The organism is Humibacter sp. (genome assembly GCF_035547335.1).
In the GTDB taxonomy this organism is placed as follows: Bacteria; Actinomycetota; Actinomycetes; order Actinomycetales; family Microbacteriaceae; genus Humibacter.
Genome location: NZ_DASZVF010000048.1, coordinates 1 through 20,653 on the forward strand (window position 1 = coordinate 1; position 20,653 = coordinate 20,653).

The 20,653-nt window shown below is 67.8% G+C and carries 19 protein-coding genes; 7 read left to right on the forward strand and 12 right to left on the reverse strand.

Annotation, left to right across the window (positions count from 1 at the left end; translation table 11 throughout):
* Positions 1 to 113: 113 nt before the first annotated feature.
* The 6 genes from VHB92_RS10485 to VHB92_RS10510 form a co-directional block, all read right to left on the reverse strand.
* The gene (locus VHB92_RS10485) at positions 114 to 548 is read right to left on the reverse strand and encodes a PPC domain-containing DNA-binding protein (protein WP_325453697.1); all 435 of its coding nucleotides are present in this window, start codon (positions 546 to 548) and stop codon (positions 114 to 116) included.
* Positions 548 to 3,601 carry an FAD-binding and (Fe-S)-binding domain-containing protein gene (locus VHB92_RS10490; protein ID WP_325453698.1) on the reverse strand — a complete coding sequence of 1,018 codons (3,054 nt, stop codon included), beginning with the start codon at positions 3,599 to 3,601 and terminating at the stop codon, positions 548 to 550. The genes VHB92_RS10485 and VHB92_RS10490 overlap by 1 nt, the downstream gene beginning before the upstream one ends.
* A 37-nt stretch (positions 3,602 to 3,638) precedes the next feature.
* Complete coding sequence (locus VHB92_RS10495) at positions 3,639 to 4,598, reverse strand: carbohydrate ABC transporter permease (protein WP_325453699.1); 960 nt, start codon at positions 4,596 to 4,598, stop codon at positions 3,639 to 3,641.
* The gene (locus VHB92_RS10500) at positions 4,598 to 5,596 is read right to left on the reverse strand and encodes a carbohydrate ABC transporter permease (protein ID WP_414653099.1); all 999 of its coding nucleotides are present in this window, start codon (positions 5,594 to 5,596) and stop codon (positions 4,598 to 4,600) included. Before VHB92_RS10500 ends, VHB92_RS10495 begins: the two co-directional genes overlap by 1 nt.
* Complete coding sequence (locus VHB92_RS10505; protein ID WP_325453700.1) at positions 5,596 to 6,975, reverse strand: ABC transporter substrate-binding protein; 1,380 nt, start codon at positions 6,973 to 6,975, stop codon at positions 5,596 to 5,598. The genes VHB92_RS10500 and VHB92_RS10505 overlap by 1 nt, the downstream gene beginning before the upstream one ends.
* 282 nt (positions 6,976 to 7,257) lie before the next feature.
* Positions 7,258 to 7,743, reverse strand: coding sequence for a ferritin-like domain-containing protein (locus tag VHB92_RS10510; protein WP_325453701.1), 486 nt, complete (start codon positions 7,741 to 7,743; stop codon positions 7,258 to 7,260).
* A gap of 374 nt (positions 7,744 to 8,117) precedes the next feature.
* Here VHB92_RS10510 and VHB92_RS10515 point away from each other — a divergent pair, with 374 nt between their 5' ends.
* The gene (locus tag VHB92_RS10515) at positions 8,118 to 8,483 is read left to right on the forward strand and encodes an ATP-dependent DNA ligase (RefSeq protein WP_325453702.1); all 366 of its coding nucleotides are present in this window, start codon (positions 8,118 to 8,120) and stop codon (positions 8,481 to 8,483) included.
* A gap of 98 nt (positions 8,484 to 8,581) precedes the next feature.
* On the opposite strand, the gene VHB92_RS10520 is transcribed toward VHB92_RS10515, so the two are convergent.
* The 6 genes from VHB92_RS10520 to VHB92_RS10545 all read right to left on the reverse strand — a co-directional run bounded on the left by VHB92_RS10520 (position 8,582) and on the right by VHB92_RS10545 (position 15,209).
* Positions 8,582 to 9,718 (reverse strand): enolase C-terminal domain-like protein, encoded by a 1,137-nt coding sequence (locus VHB92_RS10520; protein ID WP_325453703.1) that lies wholly within the window; start codon positions 9,716 to 9,718, stop codon positions 8,582 to 8,584.
* Positions 9,715 to 11,547: a thiamine pyrophosphate-requiring protein gene (locus tag VHB92_RS10525; RefSeq protein WP_325453704.1), complete on the reverse strand. Its 1,833-nt coding sequence runs from the start codon at positions 11,545 to 11,547 to the stop codon at positions 9,715 to 9,717. Before VHB92_RS10525 ends, VHB92_RS10520 begins: the two co-directional genes overlap by 4 nt.
* Before the next feature lie 183 nt (positions 11,548 to 11,730).
* Entirely contained in the window at positions 11,731 to 13,356 is a 1,626-nt protein-coding gene (locus tag VHB92_RS10530) for a GMC family oxidoreductase (RefSeq protein ID WP_325453705.1), read from the reverse strand.
* Positions 13,353 to 14,291 carry a gluconate 2-dehydrogenase subunit 3 family protein gene (locus VHB92_RS10535; RefSeq protein ID WP_325453706.1) on the reverse strand — a complete coding sequence of 313 codons (939 nt, stop codon included), beginning with the start codon at positions 14,289 to 14,291 and terminating at the stop codon, positions 13,353 to 13,355. Before VHB92_RS10535 ends, VHB92_RS10530 begins: the two co-directional genes overlap by 4 nt.
* Positions 14,288 to 14,818, reverse strand: a complete 531-nt coding sequence (locus VHB92_RS10540) for a hypothetical protein (protein WP_325453707.1) — start codon at positions 14,816 to 14,818, stop codon at positions 14,288 to 14,290. Before VHB92_RS10540 ends, VHB92_RS10535 begins: the two co-directional genes overlap by 4 nt.
* 91 nt (positions 14,819 to 14,909) lie before the next feature.
* Positions 14,910 to 15,209 (reverse strand): hypothetical protein, encoded by a 300-nt coding sequence (locus VHB92_RS10545; protein WP_325453708.1) that lies wholly within the window; start codon positions 15,207 to 15,209, stop codon positions 14,910 to 14,912.
* A 345-nt stretch (positions 15,210 to 15,554) separates the two neighbouring features.
* On the opposite strand from VHB92_RS10545, the gene VHB92_RS10550 reads away from it, so the two are divergent.
* The 6 genes from VHB92_RS10550 to VHB92_RS10575 all read left to right on the forward strand — a co-directional run bounded on the left by VHB92_RS10550 (position 15,555) and on the right by VHB92_RS10575 (position 20,577).
* Positions 15,555 to 16,412, forward strand: coding sequence for an SDR family oxidoreductase (locus VHB92_RS10550; RefSeq protein WP_325453709.1), 858 nt, complete (start codon positions 15,555 to 15,557; stop codon positions 16,410 to 16,412).
* 193 nt (positions 16,413 to 16,605) lie between these two features.
* On the forward strand, positions 16,606 to 16,764 hold the full coding sequence (locus tag VHB92_RS10555) for a hypothetical protein (protein WP_325453710.1): 159 nt from the start codon (positions 16,606 to 16,608) through the stop codon (positions 16,762 to 16,764).
* A 211-nt stretch (positions 16,765 to 16,975) separates the two neighbouring features.
* Complete coding sequence (locus VHB92_RS10560) at positions 16,976 to 17,278, forward strand: hypothetical protein (protein WP_325453711.1); 303 nt, start codon at positions 16,976 to 16,978, stop codon at positions 17,276 to 17,278.
* 226 nt (positions 17,279 to 17,504) lie between these two features.
* Complete coding sequence (locus VHB92_RS10565; RefSeq protein ID WP_325453712.1) at positions 17,505 to 18,647, forward strand: spermidine/putrescine ABC transporter substrate-binding protein; 1,143 nt, start codon at positions 17,505 to 17,507, stop codon at positions 18,645 to 18,647.
* 137 nt (positions 18,648 to 18,784) lie between these two features.
* On the forward strand, positions 18,785 to 19,669 hold the full coding sequence (locus tag VHB92_RS10570) for an ABC transporter permease (RefSeq protein ID WP_325453713.1): 885 nt from the start codon (positions 18,785 to 18,787) through the stop codon (positions 19,667 to 19,669).
* Complete coding sequence (locus tag VHB92_RS10575; RefSeq protein WP_325453714.1) at positions 19,666 to 20,577, forward strand: ABC transporter permease; 912 nt, start codon at positions 19,666 to 19,668, stop codon at positions 20,575 to 20,577. The genes VHB92_RS10570 and VHB92_RS10575 overlap by 4 nt, the downstream gene beginning before the upstream one ends.
* Positions 20,578 to 20,653 lie beyond the last annotated feature (76 nt).

The following is a 20,653-nucleotide window of genomic DNA, read 5'->3' on the forward strand; positions in this document are numbered from 1 at the left end:
AGTCGAACGGGCCGTGGTCCTGAATTCCGCGAGAGATTCCGGGGCCGGGCTCCGGGTTCGGCCCCGGGGTCCCGGCCCCCGCGGCTCCGGATTCGGGCGCGGGCGGGGCGGCGTCAGTCGACGCGGATGAGCGGCAGCCCCGACTCCGGGTCGACCCGCTTGCGCAGCCGCTCCTCCGTCTCGGTGAGCACGACCTCGCACGTCGGACGCACCACAGCGCGCTTCAGGTGCCCGCCGAGTGCTTCCCCGGTCGAACGGGCGATCACCACGTGCGCGTGCACAGACGGCTCCCCCTTGTTCTCGGCCACGTCCCCCACGACCGAGACGAGCTCGACCTGTTCGTCGAGCTCGACCGATGTGCGGTATTCCTTCGCCTCCCAGTCGAACCAGGCGAGCTTCACGGATGACAGCGCGCCGATCGCCGTGAAGCTCGCGCTCTCGATGCCCTCTCGCTTCACGAACTCGCCGAGCCCCTCGAACAGCTCGTCGCCCGTCTCGAAGATGACGGCGAACCGCCTCGGCTCCTCGTCGACCTGCGTGTACTGCATCAGGACTTCCTTCCTGTCAGCGTCGCCATCGCCTCGGCCTGCACCCGCTGAGGCACCCTGTCACGCTTCGTCCTCCGGGGTCGGTAACCACCGGGCAGAGCGGATGCCAGCACCTCGGCCAGGTGCAGCGCCCGCTGACCGCTCCCCAGCTGATCCGCCTGCGTGCGGCAGCTGAATCCGTCTGCGATCATCCGCGTCCCCTCCGATGCGCGTCGCAACGCCGGGAGCATCGCGTGGTCAGCGACGGCGACCGAGACCGGGAGGTGACCCTGCTCGAATCCGAAGTTGCCGGCCAGCCCGCAGCATCCATCGAGCTCCTCGAACTCCACGCCGGCATCCCGCAGGATGCGCCGCTCGGCCTCGAACCCGAGCACGGCGTGCTGATGGCAGTGCTCCTGCACGAGAGCTCGGCCGCCCACGTGAGGCGGCTTCCAGCCCTCGGTGTCCGCCAGCAGCTCGGCGAGCGTGACGGCGCGCTCTTTCACGAGCGCCACGTTCGGGTCGCCCTCGAGCAGCTCGGGGCCGTCGGAGCGGAAGACCGCGAGGCAGCTCGGCTCCAGCACCACCAGGCGCTCGCCGTCGGCCAGCTCCTCGGCCAGGTTCGCGACGGTGGCCTTGAGCATGGCGGCGGCGGCCGTGAGCTGTCCCGTCGAGATGAGCGTCAGCCCGCAGCAGGACGGCCTGCACGGCGTGCGGACGCGGTAGCCGGCGTGCGTGAGCACCGCGACGGCCGCCTCCAGCACCGACGGCTGGAAGTTGTCGCCGAACGTGTCCGCGAACAGCACCACGTCGCGGGCACCTCCACCACCGCTGCCACCGCCAGTTGAGCTCGTCGAAACCGACCCAGCACCGGGTTTCGACAGGCTCAACCCTCGGTCGACATCCGTGAACCTGCGGCGCACGAACCGAGGTGCGGGGCGCTGCGGCTCCAGCCCGGCCACGCGCTTGGCCAGCGCCCCGAGCACGGGCGCGTGCGAGATCGCGTTCACGACGGAGGGCGCGAGGTGGGCGATGTGAGCCCACACGGTGAGCCACCCCATCGAGTAGTGGCCGAGCGGACGCATCCGTCCCGCGTAGTAGTGCGAGAGGAACTCCGCCTTGTACGTGGCCATGTCGACGTCGACCGGGCAGTCGCTCTTGCAGCCCTTGCACGAGAGACAGAGGTCGAGCGCGTCCTTCACCTCGGGCGAGCGCCAACCCTTCTCGATGGGAGTGTCGCGGTTGGTGCGGTAGGTGCCCTCGATCATCTCGAAGAGCACGCGGGCGCGGCCACGCGTGGAGTGCTCCTCCTCGCCCGTGGCGCGATACGACGGGCACATCACGCCGGCCCCGTGCCCACGGCAGTTTCCGACACCGACACAGCGGAGGGCCGCCGCCGAGAAGCTCCCGTCGTCATGCGGATAGGAGAAATGCAGCGTGACCGGGCGAGGCTGCCCCGTCGCCGGAGGGCGGTAGCCCTCGCCGAGCCGCAGCCCCTCGGTGCGCGGCTGCGGATCGACCATCTTGCCGGGGTTCATGCGTCCGCGCGGATCGAACAGCGTCTTCAGCCGCTGGAACGCCTCGATCACGCGGTCGCCGTACAGCACGGGGAGCAGATCGGCGCGCGCCTGCCCGTCGCCGTGCTCGCCCGAGAACGAACCGCCGAACCGCACCACGATCCTGGCGGCGTCGTGCGTGAACCTGCGGTACTCCTCCACGCCGGCCGCGCCGGAGGCGAACGGGAACGGGATGCGCATGTGCAGGCATCCGTGACCGAAATGGCCGTAGCGGGCGACCGGTTCGTACCCATACGAGTCGAGCAGCACGCGGAGCTCGCGCAGGTAGTCGCCGAACCGCTCCGGCGGCACGGCAGAGTCCTCCCAGCCCGACCACATGTCGGGCAGCCCTGGCACGTTGGTGGCGGCGCCCAGCCCCGCCTCGCGTACCCGTCGGATGGCCTCCTGCTGCGCCTCGTCGTCCAGCCTGCGAATAGAAGGACGGATGACCCGCACGCCGAGCGCCTCGATCATCGCGTCGGCCGTGGCATCCGCCTCGTCCTTCGTGTCGCCCGGCACCTCGACGATGAGGTAGCCGTCGCCCTCCGGCAGCAGTTCGAGCGCGTCGAGGTTCTTGCCCTTCGTGCGCTGGAACCCGATCAGCGTTCCGTCGATACCCTCGACCGCGATCGGGTCGAACCTGCCGACGGCGGGCGCCGCATCCGCCGCGTCTTCGATGCTTGGGTAGCCGAGCACCACGAACGTGCGAGCCTTCGGCATCTCGACGAGGTCGAGCTCGGCGCGCAGCACCGTGACGAGCGTGGACTCCGACCCGACGAGCAGCGTGGAGACATCGAACCCGTTCTCCGGCAACAGCGCATCGAGGTTGAACCCCGACACCCGCCGCGGGATGTGCGGGTACCGCCTGCGCACCTCGTCGCCGTAGTGGGCGATGATGTCCCGCAGGCCGGCGTACAGCCTTCCCTTGGCGCCGCCTTCGGCGATCACCCGGTCGACGTCGTCGTCACGGCGCACCCACATGCGGTCGCCCGCGTACGTGAGGATCTCCAGCGCCCGCACGTTGTCTGCCGTCTTGCCGTACTTCTGGGCGGACGACCCGCACGAGTTGTTGCCGATCATGCCGCCGAGCGTGCAGTGCGAGTGCGTCGCCGGCTTGGGGCCGAACATGAGACCGAACGGCGCGACGGCGCGGTTGAGCTCGTCGAGCACGATGCCCGTCTCGACGATCGCGGTCCTGGATGCCCGGTCCACCTCGACGAGCCGGTCGCAGTGCTTCGACCAGTCGATGACCAGTCCCTCGTTGCACGCCTGGCCGGCCAGGCTCGTGCCGCCGCCTCGGCTCAGCACGGGAACGTCGAACCGCGAGCAGGCGAGCACGGCTTCGGCGCCGGCATCCACTGTGCGGGGCAGCACGACGCCGATCGGAACGTGCTTGTAGTTGGAGGCGTCTGTCGAGTAGACGGCCCTGGTCCCCTGATCGAAGCGCACCTCGGCATCCAGGGTTGCGAGCTCGTGCATGAGCCCGCGGATGTCCAGCCCGCCGTTCGTGATCGTCATACGACTCCTCTCCTGCCGGGCCGGCTCACGAGAGCCGTCATCCCTTCCGCCCCTGCGTGGCGACCCCCTCCACGAAGAACCGCTGCCCGAACGCGAACAGGATGAGCATGGGGGTCGTGACGAGAAGGCTCGCCACCATGACGTACTGATAGTCGCCGTGACCGCCGTTGGTCGGGCTGAAGACGCTCATGGCATAGGAGATGCCGAGCGGAACGGTGAACCCCGAAGGGCTACCTCCGTTCAGGTAGATCAGCGAGCCCTGCAGGTTGTTCCAGCTGGCCTGGAACTCGAACAGGAACACGATGATGAACGACGGGATCGACAGCGGCATGGCGATGCGTCGGAACAGTCCCCAGTAGCTGGCGCCGTCGATGCGCGCGGCCTCGAACAGCTCTCGCGGCAGGCCGAGGAAGAACTGGCGCTGCAGGAAGATGTAGAACGCCGAGCCGAAGAGGTTCGCACCGAACAGCGGTATCCAGGTGCCCACGAGCCCGAGGCTACGCCAGATGAGGTACTGCGGCACCATGGTCACCGCGGTCGGCAGCATCATCGTGCCGAGCACGAGCGCGAACAGCAGCCCTCGACCGGGGAACCGGAAGTACGCGAACCCGAACGCGACGACCGAGCTCGAGATCGCCGCGAATCCGGCGGCCAGCAGCGCGATGACGATGCTGATGCCCATCCACGACAGGAGCGGCAGCTGCGTCCACACCTCGGCGTAGTTCTGCGGGCTGAACGTCGCGGGGATGAGCGAGTTGTCGAAAACCTCGTCTCTGGGCTTCAGGCTCGCCGCCAGCAGCCAGGCGAACGGATACAGGAACAGGCAGGTGAAGGCGAGCAGCAGCATCCAGAGCACGAGCTTGCCGATGAGGCGACCGACGTTGAGGTGCTTCCTGGTGAAGACCGGGCTGGTGGATGGCGACCTCACCCCCGCACTCGCCGCCGGGCTCAGGGCGGATGCGGTCGCCGCGCTCTGCGCCACGTGATCCACAGCCATCAGCGGTCCCCCTCGTAGTACACGAAACGGTTGCTCAGCTTGACCTGGATGAGCGTGATCGCCATCACGATGAGGAACAGCAGCCAGGCCATGGCGGAGGCGAACCCGAAGTCGAACTGCCGGAACGCCTGCTGGAACAGGTACACCGCGTAGAACAACGACGAGCTGGGCGAGGCGTTCGTCTGGTCGCGCCAGAACAGCAGGTACGCCTGGTCGAACACCTGGAACGCCGCGATCGTGAGCACGATGACGTTGAAGAAGATGGCGCCGGAGATCATGGGCACCGTGATCGTGAAGAACTTGCGAACCGGTCCGGCGCCGTCGAGCGAGGCGACCTCGTAGAGGTCTCTCGGCACGTTGTTCAGGGCCGCGAGGAAGATGACCATGGTTCCGCTCACGCCCCACAGTGTCATGAGCACGATCGACGGGATCACCCAGTGCGGATCGACAAGCCACTGCGGGCCGTGGATGCCGAAGAATCCCAGGAACTGGTTGATCGCGCCCGTGTTGCCGTTCAGCAGCAGCAGGAACACGGATGCCGTGGCGACGACGGGCGTCATCTTCGGCAGGTAGAAGACGGTGCGGAAGAAGCCGGAACCGCGGCCGGCGCGGTTCAGCACCATCGCCAGGCCGAGCGCGACGATCACCTCCAGCGGCACGGCAAGCACCGCGTAGTACAGCGTGTTGCCGAGGGACTGCGCGATCTTCGGATCCTGGAAGAGCTCCGCGTAGTTGGAGAATCCGGCGGGCGTCGTCGAGCCGGTCGCGAGGTTGTAGTTCGTGAACGAGATCACCAGGCTGTAGATCATCGAGCCGGCGGTGAAGACGAGGAACCCGATGATCCACGGGCTGATGAAGAGGAACCCGGCGACGGCCTCCCTGCGGCGCTGCGACGAGCGCCGCTTCGGCCTGGCGTCGGGTGCTCCGCGACCGGCACGTGCCGGATGCCGCCGTGTCGAAGCGGGCACGGCGGATCGCAGTGGCTCGACGCGCGACATCACTTGCTCGGTGTCGAGTTCTTGACCGCCTGGCGGTATGCGGTCATGGCGGCGGACTGGGCATCCTTCAGCGCGGCGGACGGCGACTTCGAGCCCAGCAGCGTGGACTGCAACGCGTTCTGCAGTTCGGTCTGGATCTGCTGGCCGGCAGGCGACGTGCCGATCGACTTGCCGTTGCCGACGACGTCGTAGTACGTGTCGATGGTCTTGTCGAAGCCCGCGTTGCCGCTGGACTTCACATACGTGTCACGCACGAACTTGTCGGCGGCAGGCGATCCCGTGAAGAGACCGGTGTTGACGGCGCCCGGCGTGGCCTTGATGGTGCTCGCCCGTGCGGCGGCCGCCGCCTTCCACGCGCCCATGCTGTCGAGGTCGAGAGCCCACGCGCACGCGGCATCCTTGTTCTTCGCGCCTGCGGGGATGACGAACGCGCTGCCGCTGCTCACCGTGAATGGCTTGCCGTCGGATGCGTAGAACGGCACGGCGCTGATCTGCACCTGCTTCATGAACGGCGTGAGCACGTTGACGTACCACTGGTTGTCGACCTGCGCCCCGACCTGGTCGGTGACGAACTGGTTCTTCTTGCCGAACGTGTCGAACGTGTCGCTGAAGCTCTTGTCGGCCGCGTACCCGCCCTGGGCGTCGTAGATCTGCTTGAGCACCTGCAGGCCTTTGACGTTCTTCGGATCGTCCAGCGTGGGCTTGCCCGAGCTGTCGATGATCTGGCCGCCGTAGCCGAGGATCCACAGGCCCGGCTGGCCGGAGGCAACGGGGTCGAACCCCATCGTCGACGGCTTGCCGCCGTTGGCGACGTACATCTTCTTGATCGCCGCGACAAGCTCGTCGGGCTTCGACGTGTTGATCTGCTCCGGCGTCACGCCCGCCTTGTCCATGACGCGCATGTTCAGGATGATCGCCGGCGGCTGGTAGAACTGCGGAACGGCCCAGATGTGACCGTCGTAGGTGACGTCGGCCCGCACCGACGGATAGAACGTGCTCGACGGCGACACGTCGTGGATGCTGTAGCACTTGTCGAGCGGAGTGATCAGCCCCTGCGCGGCGTACGTGGCGACGAACTGGGCGTCCATCTGCACCACGTCTGGCACGTTGCCGCTCGCCACGCGCGTGGTGAACTTCTGCGCGTCGAACGTGGTCTGGTCGAGGCTGATGTCCACGCCCTTGAGGTGGCTCTTCGCGTACGCGAGCCGCGCCTTGCCCACGTCGTCGGCGTTGTCGAACGCCCAGGCCTTGAGCGATCCTGAGGCGTCCTTCGAGAACGAGGCGGAACTGCTCGACGAGCCGGAGCTGCAACCGGCGAGCAGTCCGGCGGCGACGAGAGCGATCGAGGCGGTGGCGAGCAAGCGGCGACGGGCGGTCATGGCTGCACTCCTTCGTGAGGTCGTGGCGAGGTCGGTGGTCGTGGCGAGGTCGGTGGCTGTGAAGTCGGATGCCGACGCATCCCAGCAAACGGCCGTCGAGGACAGGAGTGCAGGGGTTGTCAGTAGAAGCGCTTTATGCGTATGCGCGCCGGACGGAGCCCGCGGAGGGGCGGAAAAGGGGGATGTCGGGCCGCCCGACCCCGGCATCCCCCGGCTTCATCTCGCCCCGGTATCGGCCGCGCGCTCGTCTGAGCACGCGCCGAGCCGGGTTCCGCGCGCGGTTCACACCGCGGCGGAGACTGTGCGCAGCTTGCTGTAGAGCTCCTCGCTCGTGTGCTGCTCCTGGTCGAGGTTCTCGGTCAGCAGCGCGACGATCTGCTGCAGTCCGAGCGCGTCCGCGAGGCAGATCAACGACTGATATGCCGCGATCTCGGTGTGCTCGGTCTCCAGCGCGGCCGAAAGGGTGACGCTGTCGAGCAGCGAGGCATCCGATTTGCGGATGAGCGACGTTCCCTCCCGCGACAGTCCCTTCGTCGTCGGCGATGGCTCCTCGGCCGCCGAGATCTGCAGCTCCTCGCACACGTCGTCGAGGTTCTTCATCTGGTGCCTGGTTTCGTCGGCGTGGTGCCGGAACATCTGCTTGATGTCTTCGCTCTGCGCGGCGGCCTCGAGCTCGCCGAGCATGTCGAGGGAATCCTGCTCCATCGAGATGGCCGATCCCACGCGGTACTCGAGAAGCTGGCGGGGGTTGTCGAAGTGTTCGAACATGCGATGGCCTTTCCGTCGTCGACGCCGTCGTCGGCGCTTCCGTTGTCAGATCCCAGCCCACGACATCCCGAATCTCGTCATAAGGGGTTGCCAAACTCGCTCGCGGTCAGCAGCCATCGTCGGAACGCACTCCGAGATCGCGTTTCACTGACAGATTCTGCTGAGCACGGTGCCGGCGTCCGCATTTTCTGTCGGTGAAACGGACGCGAGAAAAGCAGGAACGGACGCACCCGAACGCTGCGACTCGCCCACCACGCCGGAAACCGCGTTTGTCAATGGGACCCCGCAAATGAGGGGTCCCATTGAAGAGCGGTACGGCAGTGAGGTTGGCTTCGGATAACGGGTTGATGACGAATTCGAACGGGGAGTGCATTATGGGAACGCTGATTTACGGACCGCAGGATGTGGAGTTCGACGACCGGCTTCTGACTCACCTCGAGATCGTGATCGTCAACAAATTCCGTCGCCGGGAGTCGTTCCTGATGTCCTGGCTCGACGACCTGTCGGTCGGCAGCGGACGGTCGTCGATGTGGATGTCCGCCGAGGTTCCCGTGTACTTCAAGTACCTGGGATCACGCGTGCCGGCCATCAATCGCGACTGGCTGCGTCTTCTCGAGACGGAGGCCAACGGGCCGCGCGGTCTCATCGTGCTCGACGAGGACGGCTCGCCCGCCCATGCGGGACGCGCCGGTCAGCAGCGTCCGGATCGCGACGCGCACCCCGTCCGCAAGATCGCGTAGAGGTCGGAAGAGCGCGCAGGCCGCAAGACCGCATAAGCCGCAAGATCGGGTAGGCCGCAAGATCGCGTGGGCCGGACGAGCGCAGCGCGCAGGATCGCCTACGCGCCCCACGATTCCTTGCGGTAGTCGTCGCCCCTGCCGCTGAGCTGCAGGCCGAGGCCGGAGCGGCTCTGGTCAGGCACGAGGCATCCGCCGACGAGTTCCGGCACGCCGTCGAAGAGCATCGACTCGATGAGCGTGTGGTCGTGGAAGTACTCGACGTGCACGGCGGGCTCTGCGGCAGCGGCCAGTGTGGCGTGCAGTGCAGGCGCGCAGTGTGCGCTGAGCGGCACACTCCAGGCCACGCATTGCTGCGCGGCGTTCAGGAATCCCGTGACGCCGCCGCACCGGGTGGCGTCGGCCTGCAGCGTGTCCACGGCGCCCGCGGTGAGCAGCATGCGGAAGTCGGCGGGCACGTACCCATACTCACCTGCTGCGATCTGCATGCCTGCCGGTCCCCTGTCCCTGATGAGCCGCAAACCGTCGAGATCGTCGCTGGAGACCGGCTCCTCGAACCACGTCACGCCCGCCTCGGCCGAGAACCGGGCGGCCATGCCGAGCGCCTGCTTGCGGCTGTAGGCCCCGTTCGCGTCGACGAAGAGCTGCACCTCGTCGCCGATCGCGGCTCGCGCGGCGCGCACGCGGCCGGGGTCGGCGGCGGCATCCGTACCGATCTTCATCTTCACGGCACGGATGCCCCGCTCGGCCCACCCGGAGAGCTGCTGCTCCAGCTGTTCGTCGCTGTAGCTCGTGAAGCCGCCGCTGCCGTAGACCATGATGCGGTCGCGACCGGCTCCGAGCAGGCCGAGCAGCGACACGTCGAGGAGCTTCGCCTTCAGGTCGTGCAGCGCGACGTCGACGGCGGAGATCGCGCTGGCGGCGATGCCGCGCCAGCCGATGTTGCGCACTGCTCGCGCCATGTTCCAGAACGCCTGGGTGGTCGCGAACGCGTCGCATCCGGTCAGCGCAGGAGCGAGCACATCCTTCACGAGGCCCAGAGCGGTGGATGACGTGTACGCATACCCCAGGCCGGTGCGGCCGCCCGCGTCGACCTCGACGACCAGCACCGTGGTGGAATCCCACTCGGCCGTGCCGTCGGACTCGCGCACCGGCTCGCCGTCGAACGTCGTCGGAACGACGTAGACGGCCGCTCTGACCGCCCGGATGGCGGTGTCGGCGGACGCGGCCACCGTCATCCCTTCGAGTCGTCGCGCCCGATGTGCAGGGCGCCCTTGACGCGCTCGATGCCTTCCGTGGCCAGCGCGGTCGCCGAATCCTTGATGACGTCGAGCTCGAACGGGTCGCCCTGCAGCAGCGCGATTCCGGTGTTCTTCGCGTACTGCTTCGTGATCTGCGGCGGCAGCGGCGGGATGTTGCGGCTCACGATCGCGTCGATCACCGTCACTCCGTCGAACGCGAGGGCCGTCTTGATCGCCTCCGAAGCCTCGTCGTCGCTCTCGACCCGGATGCCCTGGAAGCCCAGCAGCCGCGCGTAGCCGGCGTAGTCGATGGACTCGACGTCCTGCGCCGTGCGCCACACCGGATTCGCGTCCTCGGTGCGCATCTCCCAGGAGACCTGCCCGAGGTCGTTGTTGTGCATGATCATCACGACGAACTGCTTGTTCGGGAACCGGTTGAGATACTTCTTCACGGTGATGAGCTCGTTCATGCCGAGCATCTGGAACGCGCCGTCGCCGATCGTGCAGATGACGGGACGGTCCGGGTAGGCGAACTTCGCCGCGGTCGCGTACGGCATGGCGGCCAGCATGGTCGCGAGCCGGCCGGAGAGGTCCCCGCGCATGCCACGCCGGAAGCGCAGGTGATGCGCGTACCAGTCCGCGGTGGTGCCGGCATCCGCCGTGACGATCACGTTGTCGGGCAACTGCTTGTTCAGCTCGAAGTAGAACCGGCGAGGGTTGGCGCCGTCGTCGTATCCGGCCATGGCCTCGGCCTCTTCCTCACGCTCCCAGCCCTCCATCTCGTCGATGATCTTGCGCTGCCACGACAGGTCGTCCTTCGCCTTCAGCATCGGGATGAGCGCCTCGAGCGTCGCCTTCACGTCGCCCCACAGGTTCACCTCAGTCGGGTAGCGGATGCCCATCTGCTCCGGCTTGAGGTCCACCTGGATGGCCCTCGCCGATCCGGTCTCCGGCAGGAACTCGCCGTACGGATAGTTGGTGCCGAGCATGAGCAACGTGTCGCAGTCGTGGATCTGGTGCAGGCTCGGCAGCGACCCGAGCAGTCCCACCTGCTGCGTGTGAAACGGCACGTTCGCGGGGATGACGTCTTTGCCGCGCAGCGCGGTGATGATGCCCGCTCCGGTCAGCTCCGCCGCGCGCAGCACCTCGTCCGTCGCGCCCTGGGCACCGGCTCCGACGAGGAACGTGACGCGCTCGCCCGCGTTCAGGATCTCTGCCGCCTTTCGCAGCTCGTGCTCAGGCGGCGTGATCGCCGTGGATGCCGGCACGCGGCTCGCCCTCGCCACCCAGTGCGCTGCGGGCGGGGTGACGGCCTTCATCGACTGCACGTCGTGCGGCAGCACGATGACGGCCGGTTGCAGCCTCGCCTTCGCGGTGCGGAACGCCGTGTCGACGACGGCCTCCACCTGGGCGGGACTCACCACGGTCTGCACGTAGCAGGCGACGTCTTGGAAGGCGCGCTCGAGATTGCTCTCCTGCTGCGTGAACGTGCCGAGCGAGTCCAGCCCCTGCTGGCCGACGATCGCGACGACGGGCTGGTTGTCCATGCGCGCGTCGTAGAGGCCGTTGATCATGTGGAACCCGCCGGGGCTCGACGTGGCGACGCACACCCCCACCTTGCCGGTGAACTTGGCGTACGCCGTGGCCATCAGCGCGCAAATCTCCTCATGGGTCGGCCTGATGTACTCGATGCCCTCGCCGTCGCGCTCGGCGTCGGCAAGCGCACCGTCGAAGGCGCCGATCCCGTCACCCGGGAACCCGAACACCTGGGTCACACCCCAGTCCTTCAGTCGCTCGATGACCACGTCGCTGACTGTCTTAGGCATCCTTCTTCCTCCTTCGTCTTCACTGCCGGCCGCTCGCACGGACCGAGGGTTGAGCCCTACCGAGGGTTGAGCCCGTCGAAACCCGACCACCACCCGCCCCGGTCTCGACAAGCTCAACCGGCGGTGCAGGCTCAACCGGCGGTGCGAGCTCAACCGGCGGTAGGGGCGGCGCAACTACAGCGGTCAACGCCCGCCGCCCTTGGCGATGCGGTCGGCAGCCCTGGCCGCGATCGCCATGATCGTGAGCGCCGGGTTCGCGCTGCCCTGGGTCGGGAGCACGCTGCCGTCGGTGATGTACAGGTTCGGCACGGCGAAGGTGCGGCAGTCGCCATCCACCACACCGTGCTCCTCGTCCTCGGCCATGCGCGCACCACCCACCAGGTGCGCGTAGCGCTTGATGGTGATCACCTCGTCGGCGCCCGCCGCAGTGAGGATGGTCTCCATCACCTTCGTCGCCGCGTCGATCAGCTGCCGGTCGTTGTCGCACTGGCTGTACGAGAAGTGCGCGATCGGCATGCCGTGCCTGTCCTTCTCGTCCGAGAGCGTGACCCGGTTGTCCGGCTGCGGCAGGAACTCGCACAGGGCGCCGAAACAGGCCCAGTGCACGTAGTCGCTCATGTAGTTGCGGAACTCCGCGCCCCAGTACCCCTGTGCCATGACGTGCTCGGCCCACGTGATCGGCAGCGGCGACACCGTCTGGATCGAGAAGCCGCGCTTGTACGACTTCGACGGATCCGTCTCGTAGAACTGCTCGGTGCTCACCTCGGGTGGCGGCGCCTTGTACATGCGGATCTCCTGATCGAACCGCCCCGCCGTCTGCGGCGCGCCCTGCACCATCAGGTAGCGCCCGACCTGGTCGAAGTCGTTGCACAGGCCGTCGGGAAAGCGGGCGGATGCCGAGTTGAGCAGCAGACGAGGCGTCTCGATCGAGTACCCGGCCACGATCACCACGGATGCCTTCTGGAACCGCTCGCGCCCGTCGCGCACATACCGCACCCCCGTCGCGCGGCCGCTGAACGCATCCACCTCGATGCCGGTCACCATGCTGTCCGGACGCACCTCTGCGCCGTGCTCGAGCGCATCCGGGATGTGCGTGATGAGCGGCGACGCCTTGGCGTTCACCTTGCAGCCCTGAAGACAGAAGCCGCGGTAGATGCAGTGCGGCCGATGACCGAACCGCCCGTTAGCGATGGCGACGGGTCCGACCTTCGCCTGGATGCCCGCGCGCTCGGCACCGCGCAGGAACACCTCGCCGTTGCCACCCACCGGGTGCGGCCGATACGGGTAGCTGTGCGGGTCGCCCCACGGCCAGTCCTCGCCGGAGACCGGCAGCTCACCCTCGATCTGCTCGTAATAGGAGCGGAGATCGGCGTAGTCGATGGGCCAGTCGGCCCCGACCCCGTCGAGGGTCTGCGTGTGGAAGTCGCTCGGGTGGAACCGCGGCGTGTACCCGGCGTAGTGGACCATGGATCCGCCCACGCCGCGTCCGGAGTTGTTGGAGCCGAGCGGTACAGGGTCGCTGCCACCGATCTCACGCGGTTCCGTCCAGTACAGCTGGTGGGATGCCGCCTCGTCGCTCACCCAGTCGTCCTCTGGGTCCCAGAACGGGCCGGCATCCAGCGCCGCCACCCGCCAGCCCCGCCGCGCCAGCCGTTGCAGCATGGTGGCGCCGCCCGCGCCGCATCCGACGATGACGGCATCCAACTCGTCCGAGTCGTCGAAGTGACGCATCTGGTGACGCAGCCTGTCGTCGACCGCGCCGCGCGACGTGAGCAGCCATGCCGACTCGTTGCGCTCGCGCACCGTCATGACGTCTTCCCCTCCGACGTCTCGCCGCTCGAGCCGTTGGACGTCTCACCGCTCGAACCGTTCGAACCCTGGCTACTCGAACCGCTCGACGCGCTCGATGCCTGGCCGCTCGAGCCGCTCGACGCGTCTCGCTCGCTGCGCGAATCGGCGTCGGAGGACGAGCCGGAGTTGCCGCGGTCTCCGCGGGACGACGACGGTGCGCGCCCGCCCTGCCCGGTCGTGTGGCGTGCGTTGTTGTGCGCCTCGCGATCCGGCCCCGGTCGCCGAAGCGGGTCGTCGTGCGGGCGCGCATCCGGAACCTCGTACGGCTCGCGCTTGTCGATGCCGATCGCCTTGTATCCCCGCGGGTACGCGGGCCCGCCGAAGCCGATCTCGTTCCACACGGCCGGATGCGAGTAGAACGCCGTCGCGGCGTACCGCGTCCACAGGCTCCACACCTGGGCGGGAGGCAGGTCGTGCCAGCGGTCCTCGCCCCACGTGCGCACGGTCTCCAGCAGATCGCGCTGGTCGTCCACTTCGCACTCGGCGAAGTCGTGACCGAACCTGTCGTGAGCGTCGGCGTTGAGCGCGGCGAGCGACGCCCGCCACGCCTCGGAGTCGCGAGGCATCGTGTCGTAGTGCCAGCCGTCGGTCTGGTTCTCGGCGAGGCGGGCATCCACCATGCGGGCCAGATCGACGGTCTCGTCGCCCAGCTCGGCGCGCTGACCGACCAGCCGGTCGAGCAGGCACTTGGCCGTCGCCTCCTCGACCTGGCTGAAGAAGCGCACGGCCGGCTGACCGTGCAGGCGCTCGTGCACGGCGGAGCGCGTCGCGGTGTCCCAGTGCTTCTCATGCGCCATCACGTCGAAGCCCGGAAAACGGCCCCCGCCGTCCTCTCGCGCGAGCGGGAGCGTCGTGCTCGGCCGGTACTTCTTGGCCGACGGATTCCTGCTCACCGCTCCCTCCGCAGCAGCGCGGCGAGCAATCCCATGCCGCCGACCAGCGTGACGAGCAACGGCGCCAGTAGCGGCGGCCCCATCTCCATGTTGTAGCGGAAGTTCTTCCAGCCACCCGGCTTCTGGCGGATGCCCCTGGCGTGCAGCCACACACCTTGCAGGCCGTTGGCGAGGATGATGGCGGCCGCGACCGGGAGCGCCGTCTTCGCCATGCGCTTGCTCGCGAAACCGGCGACGCCCGCCACCACTCCGACGGGGCCCGCCGCGATGGGCGCCCACATCCATTTGTTGCCGAAGCTCGCCTTGTCGTGCTCGAAGAAGATCTCGGCCGTCGTCACTGCCGCCCCAACGGCGGTGAGTGCCGACATGCTGCGCTCGAACCGGCCGTGCTCCACGTCTCGAAGCAGACGGTCGATGCCGTACACGGCCTCGGCTGCAGGCGTACGGGATTTCAGCCTTCGCGCCTGCAGTCCCGACCTGATCGACGACGGCAGAATGCTCTTCGGAAGGTTCTTCGGGCGGGTCACGTGCGGCATTCTGGGCACGGTCCGCTCCGTGCGTCGAGTGGTTGCGTGATCCCCGTGCGAGTTGTATCGCAGGGGGCCGGGATGCGCCGGATCAGTCGGCGGGGCCCCCGGAGACCGTGTCCTCCTGCGTCTCGGCATCCGTCGACGGCCTCGGCCGCTCCGACTCGTCCACCTCGTCGGCCGCGCGGTTCTCGCCGGCCGTGCTCGTGGTGGCCGGGATGTTCGATTCCGCACCGTTCGCGGTGTTAGCGGTGTTGCTCGCATCCTCCGCCAGGTCGCTGTCACCGGCAGGATCGCGGGCACCGACACCCGGATCCTGGTCGGGCAGCGGCGCGTCTTCCAGCGGTTCGGTGCGGATGTCGGGGTCGGGCTGTCCGTTCGTGTCGCTCATGTTCTTCTCCTCGTCGTCTCGTCTTCGTCGTCTCGTCCGGTCGTCTCGTTCGGTCGTCCCGTTCGCGGGTGTGCGCATCGCGGGGCGTGCCATCGGCGGGAACCCTGCGCTGCCTGTCGAGTCAAGCCGCCTGCGTGCGGCGGGCCCAGCGGTTGAATGCCGGGCACGTGGCGCTCATACTGCACGCCTCGCTGCACGCCTCCGCCCCCTTAGCCCCTATCCTCGACGGCGGCCTGGCTTCGAGCCCGAGCTTGTGTAGGAGCCGATCCGGGCTGTCACAACCCCTTCTGGACCCAACCGGAGTCGTGTTGGGTTGGCCTGATCGCACCAGAACGAGGAGGAAGCATGTCGGCTGCAATGGGCCCCACCGCACAAGACAGCGACGTACCCGGATCGGAGTTCACGCCGCGGGCGGCCATCGTGACAGGATCCGATTCCGGAATCGGAAAGGCGACGGCCATCGCGCTGGCCAGAGCGGGAATGGATGTCGGCATCACCTACCACTCGGATGCCGACGGAGCCGAGGACACGGCGCGTCTCGTCAGAGAGCTGGGCCGATCGGCGGAGGTGGCCAGGCTCGACACGACGGAGGCGCCGGGGTGCGGCGACATCGTCGACGACCTGGCCGACCGGCTCGGCGGTCTCGACGTGTTCGTGAACAACGCGGGGATCAACGGCGGACCGGGCTTCTTCGACACCGACTGGGACACCTGGCGCACCACGGTGCTCGCCGACCTCGACGGAGCGTTCGTGTGCATCCAGCGCGCCGCCCGCCGCATGGTGGATGCCGGACACGGCGGACGCCTCATCGCGGTCACGAGCGTGCACGAACATCAGCCCCTCGCCGGCTTCGCCGCGTACGACGCCGCCAAGCACGGCCTGGGCGGCCTCATGAAGACCATCGCGATCGAGCTCGGCCACTACGGCATCACGTCGAACTCGGTGGCGCCGGGAGAGATCTCCACCCCGATGAACAACGCGACAGACGTGGATGCTCGCGACACCCACCGTGCCGGCATCCCGCTCGGCCGTCCTGGCGACGCGCGAGAGGTGGCAGCGGTGATCGCGTTCCTCGCCTCGCCTGCCGCCTCGTACGTGACGGGCGTCTCGTGGGTGGTCGATGGCGGGATGCTCCAGATGGGCAGCCAAGCAGGTGCCGTCATCGAGGCCGACGACTGGCGCACTCCCCGTCGAGCCGATTGAACACTGTCGAGCGGCTGAGCACGATCGAGCCGCCTCAACACCTCCGTCGCACCGCCCGGACAAGCGTGCTCGGAAGCTTCACGGATGCCGTCGCGCACGGCGCGTCGCGCCTCCCGGCGGCGAACCGAATCACAGCCGGAGCACTTCTGGCAAGGGGTACCCGACAGCCTTCGTCGCTGCCATGGTTACTCGCATGGTTGCTCTAGCTGTAATCCTGCTGATAGTCGGTCTGATCCTGCTGTTCCTCGGGATCTTCGTGAAAGTGGCGAGCTTCTTGCTCTGGATCGGGATCATCGTCTTGATCATCGCGATCATCCTGGGTCTCGTCAGATTCCTGCGAAGAAGCGTCTGACTCTTCGGAAGGCCGGCGGCACGCAAGGTCTCGTGCCGCTGGCCTTCCGCGTCCAGGCGACCCGGGTCACGGGCGAGAACGACCCGCGCGAAACCCGCGCGCACCACGGAGCCGTGCGGGCAGTGACTCGCGGCTGCCTCCGCGCGATGCCGACCAGAGGTGAGATGTGCAACCCCTACAGACCCATGCGACGGCCACGTTAGCTGGACGCATGAACCATGAGGACCAGCCGGGCCCGCTGCCGAAACCGACAGCAGGGTGCAACCCCGGCGAGGCCGCCGTCCACGTCGCACTGCAGCGCATCGGGGCCAACCGGTGGTGCGTCGTCGACACCCGGTACCCGTCGAACGACGCGCGCTGCCTCATCGGCTATGTCGAGCGCATCGACGACGTCTACCACGCCATCCGCATCGACTCGGCTCCGATGGTCTCCTTCGACGAGACCGACCTGAATGCTGTGCCGCGCGATCTGGACCCCTCCGCGCACGCCGGGTTCCCGCCGCCGGCAAGCTGATCCCCGCCGCGCCCACGATCGGCGCCACCGTCCCCAGCCGCGGCGACGCGAGCATCGGATGTCAGGCTGACGCGCCGAGGCGCCGAGCAGCGTTACGTCGAGTGACCCTCGTGACACGGCCCAGGCACGCGATGATTACGGTTGAAGTGAGGCATCCCCCACTTCCCTCCGCCACGCGACGCCCCACGAAGACGCGAGCGCGGAGCCCACAGCAAAGGAATCCGTCATGAGCCCGTCAGCGCGCCGCGGCGTCGACTCTCCCCTGGCCAGGTCCGTCACCCGTCGCACCGTGCTGGGCGCTGCGGCACTCACGCCCGTCGCGGCCTTTCTCGCCGCCTGTTCCGCGTCCGGCTCGGAATCGTCGGGCACGGCATCCGCCAAGCTCACGAACCAGCTCAACATCTACACCTGGCCCGACTACTTCTCGAAGGCCGATCTGAGCGCCTACGCGAAGAAGTACGGCGTGACGCCGAAGATCTCCACGTACACCGACAACAACACGCTGTACACGAAGTTGAACTCGGCGGGCGGCGCTGGCTACGACATCGTCGTGCCGTCATCCAGCTGGATCAAGCAGATCTCCGACAAGGGCCTGCTCGAGGAGCTCGACCACGATCGCCTCGATCTGAAGAACCTCGACCAGTCGCTGCTGAACCGCAACTACGACCCCCACAACAAGTACTCGATCCCGAAGGACTGGGGTCTGCTCGGCGTGGTGTACGACCCGGATGCGACCGGCGGCGAGATCAAGACGTGGCAGGACTTCTTCGACGCGGGCGCGAAGCCTGGCGTGAGCGGACGCATCCGCATGACGAGCGCGGCCGAGGAGACCGTCGGGCCTGCGCTGTGGATCCAGGGCAAGGACTGGAACACCAAGAAGGTCAGCGACATCGAGGGCACCGCAGACTTTCTCACCGGGTTCGCGAAGCATGTCAAGACGTTCTCGGCGTTCGACGCCAACGCCATGGCCAGCGGCGCCATCGTGATGGCGCAGGCGAACCAGGCGTACGCGCGCAACGCCATCCTGCTGAACCCGAAGCTCAAGTGGGTCGTCCCCGGTCCCACGAGCGAGCTGTGGGTGGACAGCTTCTCCATCGCGAAGGGCGCCCCCGACGTGGATCGCGCGTACCAGTTCCTGCAGTATCAGCTGACGCCATCCGTGCAGGTGAACGAGACCGTGTACCTGGGCTACCCGGCGTCGCTGAACGGGCTCAAGGGCAAGCTGCCGTCGAGTGTGAAGCAGTCGGAGCTCATCTTCGGCGGCCCGGACCTGGACTTCGACAAGCTCTCCAGCTTCATCGTGAACCCCGACACGTATCCCACGTTCCAGGACATCCAGAACAAGGTGCAGGCCGCCGCGGGCGCGTAGCTCGCGCGGGCGCCTCGTCTGCGTGCCTGAAACAGCAGATGTGACCCGAAACAGCAGAAGTTCTGCTGTTTTCGATGCGAGAGCGCGATCACTGCTGTTCTCGTACCAGCATGTTCATAGACGGGAGCGGAGGGCGGATGAGACGCAACACGGGCGACCACGTGCTGGCGGCCATCCCGCTGGCGTGGCTCGCCGTGCTGTTCCTCGTGCCGCTCGGCTTCACGCTCGTCTACTCGTTCGGCACGAGCGGGTTCGGCTCGGTCACGCTCGGCTTCTCGTTCGCCAATTACGCCCAGGCGCTCGGTCCTCTGTACCTGGAGACGTTCCTGCGCACGCTCGCGTTCGCGGTCGGGTCGAGCATCGCCTGCCTCGTGTTCGCGTACCCGATCGCCTACGCGATCGCCCGGCGCAGCGGCAGGTTCAAGGTGGTGGCGTTCGCGCTCATGCTCGTGCCCTACCTCGCGAGCCTGCTCATCCGCGTGATGTCCTGGCAGATCCTGCTCGCACAGGGCGGGCCGCTGGAACGGATGCTCCGCAGCATCGGCCTGCTCCACTCGCCGCTCACGATCCTCGACTCGCTTCCCGCCGTGGTCGTCGGCACCATAGCGGTCTACCTCCCGATCGCCGTCATCGCGCTCGCTGTCGTGCTCGACCGCATCCCTCAGGAGGTGATCGAGGCGAGCCGCGACCTCGGCGCGTCGGACTCGGCGACATTCTGGACCGTCATCCTGCCGCTCAGCCGGCCGGGCATCGCCACCGCGGCACTGCTGACGGCCGTCCCGATGCTGGGCGAGCTCGTCATCCCCGTGCTGCTCGGCGGCAACAAGGGCCTGTTCCTGGCGCAGGCGATCTCGGCTCAGTACGTGCAGTCGCAGAATTACGCCCTGGGCTCGGCGATGGTCGTGCTGCTCGTGCTCGCCATCGCCGTGATCGTCGCGCTGCTGGTGCGGCTCACCCGCGGGTTCGAGGCAACCGACGACGCACCGAGACGCCGGGCGCGAGCGAAGCGGGTGGAAGGATGACCGCGCCCGCGCTGCTGCGCGAGTCGGCGCATCCGCCCGTCGGCTCGCGCGGTCCGCGGCTGGCGACCGGCATCGCGCTCTGGGTGTGGTTCGGCGTGGCGCTGGTGTTCCTCTTCGCGCCGATCGCGACGGCCGTCGTGTACTCGTTCAACAAGGGCGTCGGCGGAAAGCAGACCTCCGCGTTCACCGGGTTCTCGTGGGACTGGTACACGCAGGCGTTCAGCGACAGCACCATCCGACAGGCCACAGGGACGAGCCTGATCGTCGCGTTCTGGGCCGCCATCATCGCCGTGCTGATCGGCACGGTGCTGGGCTTCGAGCTGGCACGCAACCCGAACCGCGCGGTGCGTCGCGTGCTCGCCGCGCTCACGTACATCCTGCTGATCGTGCCCGACACCGTGCTCGGCGTCTCGCTGCTGCTCTTCTACACCGAGACCCGCATACCGCTGAGCACGTTCACCTTGATCGCGGCACTCACGCCGCCGAGCATCTCCGTCGTCGCCTTCGTCATCAGAGCACGCGTGCTCACGCTCGACCGCGGTGTGGAGGATGCCGCCGCCGACCTGGGCGCTTCGCGGCTCACGACCCTGCGCCTCGTGGTACTCCCCCAGCTCGGGCCGGCCATCGGTGCTGCCGCGCTCATCGCCTACACCTTCGCGTTCGACAACGTCGTGATCGCGAACTTCCTCTCGACACCTACCGTGAACGTTCTCACCGTCTACCTCTACGGAACGCTGCAGTACGGGCCCACGCCCGCGGTCTACGCGACGGCGACGATCATCTTCGCCGCCACCATCGTGGTGCTCGCGTGCGCGGCGCTGCTCTTGAGGACGACGATGCGGCTGCGCGGATCCCGTCGGCTCCTCGGCACCGAGGCGGCATCGGCCGATCGGGGGGCGGTGGCGTGAAGACGAGCAGTCCCAGGAAGAGGAGCCGCCTCGGAAAAACGGGCAGCCCCTGGGACGACGAGCACGCGGGCGAGAC